This window comes from Cryobacterium sp. TmT2-59, from assembly GCF_004403545.1.
GTDB lineage: Bacteria > Actinomycetota > Actinomycetes > Actinomycetales > Microbacteriaceae > Cryobacterium > Cryobacterium shii.
The window spans coordinates 73,262-85,394 of record NZ_SOGM01000088.1 but is presented as its reverse complement, the minus strand read 5'-3'; the positions used below and the strand labels follow the sequence as shown (position 1 = coordinate 85,394).

At 67.0% G+C, this 12,133-nt stretch carries 11 protein-coding genes and 1 other RNA gene; 6 read left to right on the top strand and 6 right to left on the bottom strand.

Annotated features, from left to right (window positions below; all coding sequences use genetic code 11):
• Positions 1-121: 121 nt before the first annotated feature.
• Genes E3T24_RS14120 through E3T24_RS14110 form a run of 3 tightly spaced genes read right to left on the bottom strand, consistent with a single transcriptional unit; the run spans position 122 to position 2,597 of the window.
• Positions 122-778, bottom strand: a complete 657-nt coding sequence (locus E3T24_RS14120) for a pentapeptide repeat-containing protein (RefSeq protein ID WP_134365132.1) — start codon at positions 776-778, stop codon at positions 122-124.
• Positions 779-780: 2 nt separating this feature from the next.
• Complete coding sequence (locus tag E3T24_RS14115; RefSeq protein ID WP_134365131.1) at positions 781-1,266, bottom strand: nitroreductase family deazaflavin-dependent oxidoreductase; 486 nt, start codon at positions 1,264-1,266, stop codon at positions 781-783.
• A 59-nt stretch (positions 1,267-1,325) separates the two neighbouring features.
• Positions 1,326-2,597 (bottom strand): MFS transporter, encoded by a 1,272-nt coding sequence (locus E3T24_RS14110; RefSeq protein WP_134365130.1) that lies wholly within the window; start codon positions 2,595-2,597, stop codon positions 1,326-1,328.
• A 75-nt stretch (positions 2,598-2,672) separates the two neighbouring features.
• On the opposite strand from E3T24_RS14110, the gene prfB reads away from it, so the two are divergent.
• The 6 genes from prfB (at position 2,673) to E3T24_RS14080 (ending at position 8,909) form a co-directional block, all read left to right on the top strand.
• A complete protein-coding gene (gene prfB, locus E3T24_RS14105; protein ID WP_134365129.1) occupies positions 2,673-3,782 on the top strand; it encodes a peptide chain release factor 2 in 1,110 nt (369 codons plus the stop codon).
• Between the two features lie 88 nt (positions 3,783-3,870).
• Positions 3,871-5,064 carry a cell division ATP-binding protein FtsE gene (gene ftsE / locus E3T24_RS14100; protein WP_134402403.1) on the top strand — a complete coding sequence of 398 codons (1,194 nt, stop codon included), beginning with the start codon at positions 3,871-3,873 and terminating at the stop codon, positions 5,062-5,064.
• Positions 5,061-5,975, top strand: coding sequence for a permease-like cell division protein FtsX (gene ftsX, locus E3T24_RS14095; protein ID WP_134365127.1), 915 nt, complete (start codon positions 5,061-5,063; stop codon positions 5,973-5,975). The genes ftsE and ftsX overlap by 4 nt, the downstream gene beginning before the upstream one ends.
• 87 nt (positions 5,976-6,062) lie before the next feature.
• The gene (gene smpB / locus E3T24_RS14090) at positions 6,063-6,539 is read left to right on the top strand and encodes an SsrA-binding protein SmpB (RefSeq protein WP_104193627.1); all 477 of its coding nucleotides are present in this window, start codon (positions 6,063-6,065) and stop codon (positions 6,537-6,539) included.
• 135 nt (positions 6,540-6,674) lie between these two features.
• Positions 6,675-7,049: a transfer-messenger RNA gene (gene ssrA, locus E3T24_RS14085) on the top strand.
• 135 nt (positions 7,050-7,184) lie between these two features.
• A complete protein-coding gene (locus E3T24_RS14080; protein WP_134365126.1) occupies positions 7,185-8,909 on the top strand; it encodes a SulP family inorganic anion transporter in 1,725 nt (574 codons plus the stop codon).
• Between the two features lie 43 nt (positions 8,910-8,952).
• Here E3T24_RS14080 and E3T24_RS14075 read toward each other — a convergent pair whose 3' ends face one another.
• From E3T24_RS14075 to E3T24_RS14065, 3 genes are all read right to left on the bottom strand, one after another.
• Positions 8,953-10,167: a multicopper oxidase domain-containing protein gene (locus tag E3T24_RS14075; protein WP_198419680.1), complete on the bottom strand. Its 1,215-nt coding sequence runs from the start codon at positions 10,165-10,167 to the stop codon at positions 8,953-8,955.
• A gap of 160 nt (positions 10,168-10,327) precedes the next feature.
• Entirely contained in the window at positions 10,328-11,491 is a 1,164-nt protein-coding gene (locus tag E3T24_RS14070) for a globin domain-containing protein (protein WP_134365124.1), read from the bottom strand.
• 80 nt (positions 11,492-11,571) lie between these two features.
• Positions 11,572-12,129 (bottom strand): hypothetical protein, encoded by a 558-nt coding sequence (locus tag E3T24_RS14065; protein WP_134434759.1) that lies wholly within the window; start codon positions 12,127-12,129, stop codon positions 11,572-11,574.
• Positions 12,130-12,133: the final 4 nt, after the last annotated feature.

The following is a 12,133-nucleotide window of genomic DNA, read 5'->3' as shown; positions in this document are numbered from 1 at the left end:
CTCTGAAGTCCACGACGACCGCCACAGCAACGCCCCGCCCGCTGCGGCCAAATCGGCCCGGATCTCGTCGCATCAACTTCGAATAGGCGTTACTGACACACGCTCCTAGGGCAGGGGACGGCTAGGTGACGATGATGCCCAGGTGGGCGGCGAGCAGCGGCGCCAGCAGGCTCAGCTGTGCGTCGTCGATCGTTGCGCCGCGCAGCCCCTCGAGCCCGTGGACGGCGCTGAAATCGCTCGAGCGCAGGTCCACGTCCTTGAGCGTCGCGCGCGTCACGTCGAGGGTGCCGATGCGGCAGTCGCGCAGTTCCAGGCGCTGCACGGTGGCCCCGCCCAGGTCGAGCTCTTCGATAATGCAGTTAGAGAGCAGTACGTCGGTGAGTGTCGCGCCGCGCAGGTTCACGAAATCGAGCTTTGACCCGTCGATCTGAACGGAGCGCAGGGTGGCCTCGTAGAGCTCGACCGAGCCGAGCCGGGAGTGCTCGACCGAAACGCCCCGCCAACTGGAGCGGGGCGCGCTGAAGACGGCTGCGTGCAGCTCTCCGGCCACGCAGTCGGCGACGGATGCCCCGCGCAGCTGCGAATCGCTGAGGGAGACTCCGCGCAGCTCGCACTCCTGGAAACCGATGCCGGTCAGGTCCCTGCCGGACAGGTCGCAGCCGGTGAATCGTTCCGCTTCCCGGCTGTCACCGGCGCGGAGGTCGCCACCGTCGGCATCCGTCAGTCCGGTCAGCACGATGCGGTCGAGTTGCGGGCCCCGGGTTTGCGCGCGCGCCACCGTCAGGAGGCGGCGGAGGAGGCGGCGGCGGCCGAGGCGGCCGAGGCGGCGACGGGAACGGGCTCGAGCACGAACACCGGGATGACCCGGTTCGTCTTCTTCTCGTAGGCGGCGTAGTCGGGGAACGCGGCCACGGCCCGCTCCCACCACTTCGCGCGTTCGGTGCCGGTGACCTCGCGTGCCAGCATGTCCTGGCGGTGCGGGCCGTCCTGCAGCTCCACGTGCGGGTGGGCCAGCACGTTGCCGTACCAGATGGGGTTCTTCGGGCTGCCGCCGAGGGAGGCGATGGCGGCATAGGCGCCTTCGTGTTCCACGCGCATCAGTGGGGTCTTGCGCAACTTGCCCGACTTCGCGCCGAGGGTGGTGAGCACGATGACGGGCATCCCGCGCAACGTGGTGCCCTGCGTGCCGCCGGAGCTTTCGTACAGGTCGACCTGGTCGCGCACCCACTGCTGGGTGCCGGGCTCGTATTCTCCGATGAGGGGCATACGACCATTAAACGCCACCGGGCCGACCCGCATTCCCTCGGCCGTTCGCCCGGTGCGGATCAGGGGCGCGGTCGCGGCCGGCGCGGCGCGTAGCGGGGGATGTAGCGCCCGAGGATCACGGCGCCGAACAGCCCGAACACGCCCATCACGCCGCTGGCCAGCGACACGGTCGCCACCGCGGTCAGGCCGGCCACGGCCAGGGGGGCGACGGCGCCGCCCAGGTCGGCGGTGAACCGCCAGGCGCCGAGGAACGGTGCCGGGCTGGTGTTCTTCGGGGCGAGGTCGGCGCCCAGGGTCATCAGCAGCCCGCTGCCGATCCCGTTCGCCAGAGCCAGGATCATCGCCACCGCGATGAACCACTCCACGTTGGTCGGCAGGTCGTGCGTGAACGCGAGGATGAGGTGCCCGGCTCCCAGCCCGATCATCGACGGGAGAGCGGTCCACATCCGGCCGAAACGGTCCATGATCTGGCCGCTGGCGTAGAACAGGGCGAAGTCGACCGCACCCGCGATGCCGATGATCAGGGCGATGTCGGGCACGCTGATGCCGATGCTGACCGCCCAGAGCGGGAGGAGCACGGTGCGGGACGCCCGCATGGCCCCGATCAGGCCCGCGCCCGTGCCCAGCCTCAGGAGAACGGCCCGGTAACCCCAGATGGTGCGGAACAGTCCCTGTGATTCCTCGGCCGCGAGCTCCTGGCCGGCCGGATGCACCGTGCCATCCGGTGCTCTGGCCAGTTCGGGGCCACCGAAGGTGCTTGCGGGGTCAGGCAGGAGGAGGAGCATGGTGGCCGCGCCGAGACAGCAGACCACGAACACCCAGAAGACGGCCTCCGTGCCCCCGGTCAGACGGATGAGTCCGGCCGCGATGAACGGGCCGACGAACCAGCCGGCCCGGAAAATGCCGCCGAGGGTCGACAGCGCCCTGGCCCGGAAGGCCAGCGGCACGTAGCTGGTCATGAAGGCGTGGCGCGCCAGCGCGAAGACGGCGGTGGCCAGGCCGATCAGGAAGATCCCGATCCCCAGCACCCACGGGTTCGGGGCTGCTATGCAGATCAACACGGCGATGACCGCGAGCATGGCGGCCCAGATCATCGCGTTGCGCTCGCCGATGCGGGACACCACCCACCCGCTCGGGATGTCGCCGACGAGTTCGCCCACCATGATCATGGCCGCGATGAACCCGGCGACCGCGAGGGAGGCGCCCAGGTCGTTGGCCACGATCGGGATCAGCGGGATGATGGCGCCCTCGCCGATCGAGAACAGCAGGGTCGGCAGGAACGCCGCGAGTGCGACGGAGCGGAGGCTGAAGGGGCGCTCGGCGATACTCATGGCTCCTCGATGCTACTTCAGCCCGGGTGCTTCAGCCCGCGCTCCGTCAACCCGCCCGGTAGGCTGGGGTTTGACATGATTGAGCTGGACTTTTCGGAGCAGATCGCCGCGATGCGGGCCACGTTCGGCGACATCCGGTCGGTGATCGACATTGATCGACTCCGCACGGATATCGCCGACCTGAACGAACAGGCGGGAGCGCCCGACCTGTGGGATGACTCCGCGCACGCCCAGAAGGTGACCAGCGAGCTCAGCCACCGCCAGTCGGAGCTCGCCCGAATCGTGAGCATCGAGAGCCGCCTCGACGACCTCGAGGTGCTGGTCGAACTGGCCAACGCCGAAGGTGACCAGGAATCCGCCGACGAGGCCACGGCCGAGCTGGCGAGCCTGCAGAAAGTGCTGGGCGAGCTCGAGGTGCACACCCTGCTCAACGGCGAGTTCGACATCCGCCCGGCCGTCATCACCATCCGTTCGGGGGCCGGCGGGGTGGATGCGGCGGACTTCGCCGAGATGCTGCTGCGCATGTACCTGCGCTGGGCCGAGCAGCACGACTACCCGGTGCAGGTGCTCGACGTGGGTTACGCCGAAGAGGCCGGCATCAAGTCCGCGACGATCCAGGTGGATGCCCCGTACGCGTTCGGCACCCTGAGCGTCGAGGCCGGAACGCACCGCCTGGTGCGGATGAGCCCCTTCAACTCGGCCGGCAAACGCCAGACCTCGTTCGCCGCCGTCGAGGTGGTCCCGTTGATCGAGCAGACCGAATCGATCGAGGTGCCCGAGAACGACATCCGGGTCGATGTCTTCCGCTCCAGCGGCCCCGGCGGCCAGTCGGTGAACACCACCGACTCCGCCGTGCGGATCACCCACCTGCCCACGGGCACGGTCGTGAGCTGCCAGAACGAGAAGAGCCAGATCCAGAACCGGGCCGCCGCCATGCGCGTGCTCCAGTCCAGGCTGCTCCTGCTGCAGCGCGAGCAGGAGGCGGCAACGAAGAAGGAACTGGCCGGCGTCATCACCGCGAGCTGGGGCGACCAGATGCGCAGCTACGTGCTCGCGCCCTACCAAATGGTGAAGGACCTGCGCACCAACTACGAGGTCAACAACCCCAGCCAGGTCTTCGACGGCGACCTCGACGGCTTCATCGCTGCCGGAATCCGCTGGCGCAAACAGGCTCCGCAGGACTAGCGAGCCTCTCTTCCGTCGCGCCACCTGTTGTCGCAATAGGTATGTCGCTGTGAGAAATCTCAGGATGGCTGCTTAGGCTCAAAGGGCCATGATCCGTTTTGACACCATCACCAAGCAATATCCGGGAACGAACCGACCCGCCCTGGACGCCATCAGTGTCGAGATTCTGCGTGGTGAGTTCGTCTTCCTTGTCGGCGCGTCCGGCTCGGGCAAGTCAACCTGCCTGCGCCTCGTGCTGAAGGAGGACAAACCCACCAGCGGCAGCATCCACGTGCTCGGGCAGGACCTCCGGTCGATCTCGAACCGCAAGGTGCCATACTTCCGCCGCAACCTCGGAGTCGTCTTCCAGGACTTCCGCCTGCTGCCCAACAAGAGCGTGTTCGACAACGTGGCCTTCAGCCTGCAGGTCATCGGCAAGTCCCGTGGTTACATCCAGGAAGCCGTGCCCGACACCCTGGAGATGGTCGGTCTGGCCGAGAAGGCCCAGCGCTTGCCGCACGAGCTCTCCGGTGGTGAACAGCAGCGGGTGGCGATTGCGCGGGCCATCGTCAACAAGCCGCAGGTTCTGCTCGCCGACGAGCCCACCGGAAACCTCGACCCCACCACCAGCGCCGGCATCATGGCGCTGCTGGAACGCATCAACGCCGGCGGCACCACCGTGGTCATGGCCACGCACGAGGCCGGGATCGTCGACCAGATGCAGCGCCGCGTGATCGAGCTGGCGGCCGGCAAGATCGTGCGCGACGAGCGTCAGGGCGGCTACGCCACCTCGGCCATCCCCACCGTCATGGCCGGCACCGGACGCCGGTCCGCACCCGCGGCATCCGTCTTCGCACCCGCGGCGTCCGCGCCGCTCGTGCACCCCGCCGCTGCCGAACCGGCCGTCCTGCCGCCCGGCGGATCGCCCGCCGAGCCGGCGACGGAGCCGGTGGCCGAACCCGCGACCGTGCGCGCCGCCCAGCCGCCCCGCTTCTTCGCACCGGTTCCGGTTCCCCTGGTCGAGGCCAGAGAGGCCGCCCGCCAGGCCGTTCTCGCTGCCGCCGACAGAGGCAGGACCGGCACGCAGGCGCACCCGGTGCAGAGCACCGATTCCAGCAACGACACCGCACAGGGCACTGGGACGGATGCCGCGGACGGGGGCCCCGCCATGACCCGCCCCGCGCTCTCGACCACCCAGCACGACGTGCCGGAGCAACTGACCCTGGCCGAGAAGCTCGGGCTGCGCGCTCCGGGTGAGAAACCGGACCAGACCGGCGAACAGAATGTAGGGCCCACCCGATGAGACTCGGACTCGTGCTCTCCGAAGCCGCCAACGGCCTGCGCCGCAACGCCTCCATGGTTGTATCCGTCGTGCTCGTGACGTTCATCTCGCTGACCTTCGTCGGTGTCGCCGTGCTGATGCAGATGCAGATCGGCCAGATGAAGAACTTCTGGTACGACCGCGCGCAGGTGGGTATCTACATGTGCACCGCGATCTCGCCCGGTGAAACCTGCACCGCCGGTGAGGCGACGCAGGAACAGATCGACACGGTCACGGCTCAGCTCGAATCGCCCACCCTGGCACCGTTCATCGACAAGTACTACTTCGAGACCCACGACCAGGCGTTCGAGAACTTCAAGAAGCAGTTCTCGGGCAACCCGGTGGCAGACTACGTCACCCCCGACCAGTTGAACCAGACGTTCTGGGTGAACCTGAAGGACCCCTCGCAGTCCGACGTTCTCGTCGAGAGCTTGTCCGGGGTATCGGGGGTCGAGAACGTGGCCGACCAGCGCAAGTACCTGGATCAGATCTTCGCCGTGCTGAATGTGGCCAGTTACACCGCGATCGGGATCGCCTCGCTGATGCTTGTGGCGGCGGCCCTGCTGATCGCGACCACCATTCGCCTGTCGGCGTTCTCCCGGCGGAGGGAGCTGGGCATTATGAGGCTGGTCGGGGCATCCAACCGGTTCATCCAAACGCCGTTCATCCTGGAAGGCGTGTTCGCCGCACTCCTCGGCTCCCTGCTGGCGGGAGGCGCAGTTATGGCAATCGTGCTCTGGTTCGTTCAGGGTTATCTGGGCGACCGGCTGACCAGCTTTTCGCTGGTCGGGGTCGACGACGCCCTGGTGGTGGTTCCGATCCTGCTCCTGGTCGGCGCCGTGCTGGCGGCGTTCTCGGCCAACTTCGCCATTACCCGGTATCTGAAGGTCTGACCCGCGGCCGGCATCCGTGAGCCCGCTAGACTGATGGGCTGGTCGGTATCGCGTCCGAGCAAACACACCGAGTTGAGGAGCAAGTCCGTGCCCAGGGAAATAGGCGAGAAGGTCGTCTCGACCAATCGCAAGGCACGCCACGATTACCTCATCGAGGAGACCTACGAGGCCGGGATGGTGCTCAGCGGCACCGAAGTGAAGTCCCTCCGGGCCGGTCGGGCCTCGCTCGTGGACGGCTACGCCTTCATCGAGAACGGCGAGATCTGGCTCGACGCCGTGCACATCCAGGAGTACGTCGCCGGCACCTGGACCAACCACCCGCCCCGCCGCAAGCGCAAACTCCTGATGCATAAGCAGGAGATCATCAAGATCAGCCACAAGACCAAAGAGGGCGGCTACACGCTCGTGCCGCTGCGCTTGTACTTCAAGAACGGCAAGGCCAAGGTCGAGATCGCGGTCGCCAAGGGCAAGAAGGAATACGACAAGCGCCAGACGTTGCGCGAGCGCCAGGACAAGCGCGAGTCCGACCGGGCCATCTCCGCCCGCAAGAACCTCGGCGACTAGCCATCCGCCCCTGGTGTGTTGTAAGCTAAGGGGCTGTACGAAGCGGCCGATCTGGTCGCGCCGTGCAGATTGAAAACTCAACAGCGTGTGACAGGAACCCACTTGAATGCCGCCACGGCGGCAGTGAGTGCACAGGGGGATGATCGGTTTCGACATTGCCTGCGCAATTATGAGAAGCGGGTCGAGGATGCAGGGTTATCTCGTAAACGATCTCTGCAAAACAATAAGTGCCAAATCAAACCGCACTGACTTCGCCCTCGCTGCCTAAGCGAGCGCACTAAGAAGTCCGCCAGGCCGGGAATGCTCTCTACCCGGATCCTGACGTCATTTAGAGAGATTGCTCCTACTCTGAGCCGCGGGGTGTAGGGGGACTTGAACGAGGGCTGGGCTTGTCGGATTAGATGCCAGTGGCAAATTCCGGAGCCGAGTAGAACGATTTCACTGGATACACCCGTAGAAGGCATATGACCACAGCAGTGGACGGGGGTTCAATTCCCCCCATCTCCACCACCGGTTCCTGTCACACCTGTGAGTCGAAAGGCCCGAACCCCAAGGTTCGGGCCTTTCGTTGTTCGGGCCCTTTCCCTGTTTCGCGACACACAACCGACATCGGATGCAGCAAGATGGGGCCGGGAAGGGAACTGGATGACTGCGACCTGGCTGCGGAGGTGGGTGCCGGGAGTCGACACCGCGCTGACCTACCGCCGCGCGTGGCTGTTGCCCGACCTACGAGCAGGAGTCGTGCTGACCGCGCTGCTGATCCCGGTCGGAATCGGCTATGCCGAGGTGGCCGGCCTCCCGCCCGAAACCGGGTTGTACGCCACGATCATCCCCCTGCTCGCGTACGCCCTGTTCGGACCGTCGCGGGTGCTGGTCCTCGGGCCTGATTCCGCGCTGGCGCCGATCATCGCGGCGGTGGTGCTTCCCCTGGCCGTCGGCGATGACGCGCGCGCGGTCGCGTTGGCCGGGCTCCTGGCGATCATGGTCGGCGTGATTCTGGCCCTCGGCGGGGTGCTGCGCCTCGGCTTCGTGACCGACCTTCTCTCCAAGCCGATCCGGGTCGGCTACCTCAATGCGCTGGCCATCCTGGTGATCCTGTCGCAACTGCCCGCGTTCCTGGGTTTCTCCATCGACTCGGCTACGCCGCTGGGAGACGTCACGGCCATCGTCACCGGTGTTCTGGATGGGCGGGTCGACGTGACGGCCCTCCTGTTCGGGCTCGGGTCGCTCCTCATCATCGTCGGGCTGTCCTGGGGAAAGTCGCGCATTCCCGGTGTGCTCGTGGCCGTGGTCGCGGCGACGGTCCTGACGGCCGTGCTGGGGCTGCAGGACACGCTCCCGGTGGTCGGGGCGATGCCGCAGGGGCTGCCTGCCCCGGCCCTCGGCGGTCTGGTCTGGGCCGATGTGGCGGCGCTGGCCCTCCCCGCCCTGGGCGTCGCCCTGATCGCGTTCGCCGACACGGCCGTGCTGTCGCGCACGTTTGCGGCGCGCCGCGGAGAGAACGTCGACGGCAGCCAGGAGATGGCGGCGATCGGGGTGTCGAACATCGCGGGCGGCCTGCTGGGCGGCTTCCCCGTGTCAGCGTCCTCGTCGCGCACACCCGTCGCGGAGAGCGCGGGGTCCCGCAGTCAGCTCACCGGCATCGTCGGTGCCGTGCTGATCGTGGTGTTCATGGTGCTCGCCCCGGCGCTGACCGATTTCCTCCCGTCGGCCACCATCGCCGCGGTCGTCATCATCGCCGCCGCCGGGCTGGTCGACCTGAGGGGATTCATCGCGCTGGTGCGGATGAACAAAGTGGATGCCGCCCTCTCGCTCGCGTCCTTCCTGGGGGTCCTGGTGGTGGGCGTGATCGAGGGCATCGGTGTGGCGATCGTCTTGTCGCTCGGGGCATTCGTCAGCTATGCCTGGCGCCCCTACCGGGCCGAGCTCGGTCGCATCCGTGGCCTGCGCGGATACCACGACCTGTCGCGGCATCCGGAGGGCGAGCGGCTGCCGGGCATCGTCATCGTGCGCTTCGACGCCCCGCTGTTCTTCGCCAACGGCGGCATCTTCGACGACTACGTGCGTCGCCTGGTCACTCGGGCGGGCAGCGATGTGCGAACGGTCATCCTCGCGGCCGAGCCCATCACCGACATCGACACGACCGCCGTCGAGGAGCTGCTCGAACTCGACGACTTCCTCACCTCGCGCGGGATCACCCTGATCTTCGCCGAGATGAAGGGGCCGGTGAAAGACCACCTGCGCGACTACGGGCTGAGCGGGCGGTTCCCGCCGGAACGGTTCGCCGTCACCGTCGGGGAGGCCGTCGACGAGGCCACCGGAACCCTGCGCGGCGACCTCGAGGGAACCGAATGGGACGACGAGCCGTGACGTCGGCCGAGTCCGGTCGGCGTGACGCCGGGCGAGCCCCTCGCTACCGGGGGAGCACCCGATAGCGGGTCAACATGCCCGCGGTGATGTGGTCGTTCACGTGGCAATGGAACAGCCAGGTGCCGGCGTCGTCGGGAACCATGTCGGCTACCATCATGCTGGCCGGCAGGAGGCTCACGACGTCCGTGCGCATCCCGAGTGCGGTGACCGTGTTGCCGTGCCAGTGCGGCGTGTGAAGGTCGACCTCGGTGCCCATCCCCATCACGTACCAGCGCACCCGCTCGCCCTTCTTCATGGTCAGCGAGTCAATCGGCTGGTTGCCGAAGACGTAGCCGTTGATCGAATGCATCAGGTTGCTCTCCCCGAATTCCGGGTCCTCCGGGTCGACGGATGCCGGGTCCCCGGTGAAATTGGCGATGTTACAGGCCAGATGGGGGCTCTGTTTCTCGTCGCTGACCTTGAACTGGAGGAAGAACTCCCGGTCCACGTCGCGCGGGGTCCCGTCGGGACGGGCGGCACCCACCTTCGTAATAACCATCGGTCCGACGAGTCCCGCGTAGTCATCCGTGACCTCGCTCGTGTGCGAGTGGTACATCCACATCACCGAGCTGCCGTCCATGGGCCCGGCCCGCTCCGGCACCCCATAGCTATAGGTGTAGGTGCCGCCCGGCGGCACGGCATCGTCCGCCTGGTCGCTGGGCTCGGTGCCGTCGTCGTAGGGCGCCCCCTCGCTGCTCTTCTTGTAGAAGACGCCGTGGGTGTGCACGCTCGCCGGTCGGTCCGGATTGTTGCGGAAGACGACCTTGATCGTGTCTTCAACAACCCCGCGGATGACCGGGCCGAGCATGCTCAGGCGCTGGTCCGCGTCGGCGCGCGGCTTGAGGGTGCCGAAGGACGCATCCGTGTATTCGCGGTACAGCGACTTCAGATAACTGCTGCCGATGCGCTGCGGACCCGACTCCACAAAGACCGCTGCGGCGGCGTCGAACGGTTGGCCGGTGATCTGGTCGGCCCCAGCCGGGGCATAGTTCCAAACGACCTCATCGGCGGCGAGGAAGTAGGTGCGGGTCTGTGGCACATAGGAGCTGCCCGCCTGCACGCTCGCCGCGCCGCCGCCGCCGTCAAAAAGACGCGCGAGCACCAGCGCCGAGGCGATCGCCACCACGGCGACGACCGCGGCGAGGCGCAGGCGCCGCCGGTTCTGGGATACGCGGCGGTTCGTTGACGGCCCCTCGGTGGGGTCCAGGGTCTCAGACACGGGCACACCTCGTTTCGTCGGGTTGGTAGGCCGGCGGCATTCGGTGGCCTTCGCTGGCCTTGCGGACATAATAGTCCGGGGCTACGAAGAAGTTGAGGCGGTCGAATCAGTTCGAAGTCTGCCCTGGGGCCGATCCTGTCAGCGGAGTGCGACGCCCGAATTAGACGCCGGCGAGCCAGAGGTCGGGACCGAAGATCTCGTAGTGGATGCGCTCGGCCGGCACGCCGGACTCCAGCGCCTGTGAGCGCAGGCTGCGCATGAACGGGAGCGGGCCGCAGAGGTAGACCGAGGCATCCTCCGGAATCGTCACGTTCTCGAGCGACATGAAACCCTCGTGGTGGCCCTCGCTCGGGATCTCCAGCCAGAGTTCCAGTTCGGCCGCCTCGAGCAGCGCGATGTCCTCGCTCATCTGGTCGCGCAGCGCCCAGCGCTCGAGGTTGCTCTCGGCGTGCAGCACGAGCACCTCGCGCTTCGAGCCGGTGTCGACCAGGGAACGCAGGATCGACGCGCTCGGCGTGCAGCCGATTCCGGCCGAGGCAAGAATCAGCGGGCCGGTGCCCTGATCCAGGGTGATGTCACCGCACGGCACGGAGAGGATCAGGGTGTCGCCGACCTGCACGTCACGGTGCAACACGGGCGAGACCTCACCGTCAGCGTCAAGCTTGGTGGTGAAGACGCGGGTCGTGGCCGTACCGGCCGACAGCGAGTACTGGCGCACCTGGCGGATGCCGTCGGGCATGGTGGCCGTGACGCTGACGTACTGGCCCGGCAGGGCGGGTGTGACGGGGGTGTCGTCGGCCGGCTCTAGTGTGAACGTGACGGCGTCGGTGCCGGCGGTTTCCTTCTTGATGACGACCCAGGGGGCGAGAGGCTTGTCGCTGGCGAGTCCGGCGTAGAGGCCCTTTTCCATCTTGATCAGGGCGTGGGCCATCAGCCAGTAGACCTCGGTCCAGGCGCCTGCGATCTCGGCCGTGATGACGTCGCTGAGTTCGTCGGCGATGGCTTCGAAGAGGTACTTGTAGACGATGTCGTACTGCTCGGGCTGGATGTCGAGGGAGATGTGCTTGTGGGCGATGCGGGACAGCATGGCCTCGGGGGTCGTCTCGGGATTGTTCACCAGATGGGTCGCGAAGACCGCGATGCTGCCGGCCAGGGCCTGTTGCTGCGAGCCGTTCTTCTGGTTCGAGCGGCTGAATAGCCCGTCGAAGAGCTCGGGGTGGGCGGTTAGCATACGGCCGTAAAAGTTCTTCGCGATCTCGGGCATGCGCTCCCCAACCAGGGGCAGTGTCGCTTCGATCAGGGGCAGTGACTGGGTAGAGAGCATGCAGACTCCAAGCATTGAGGGATTTAACTCAAAGCTATCATTTCAAATAACCGCTGTGTGACGCGCCCGGCTCAGCGATGTCAGCGCTCAGCCCCCTTGAGACTGCCGGTTCCGGCGCCTGACGGGTCGAAGATCAGGCAGACGACGTTACGGCCGCCCGGCTCGGCCCAGCTCCGCTCGGTCGGAGTGAAGTAGTCCAAGTCCAGTGAGGAGTCCTGATACGGCATCCCGGTGAAGCCCTCGAACCCGGACGCGCAGCCCGATTCGGCCGCCGCTGTGACCGCCATGTCGCCGGGGAAAGCCTCGCCGGCCACCGGGAACCGGTCGAACACCTCGAAGTCGTGAGTCTCGGAGCAGGGGAGAACGGGGATGGTCCTGACATCGGCATCCACACCCGCATCCTCTTTCGTGGCCTCTGTGTCGTCGTGGGTGGCCTCGTCTGCAGAGTCGGTGAGACAGTCTCCGGCGAGGAGGGCGGTGACCGGGGCCACGGTGGCGAGGGGCGAGAGCGTCCGCGGGGCCGCCGTGACGGGAGCCGTCGGCAGCATATCGACGATTATGCTGCATCCGGTCAAGGTCCCGATCACCAGGGCCGGCAGTATGAGCCGGGCACCGAGCCGGAGGCGCGCGACGGCCATCCGT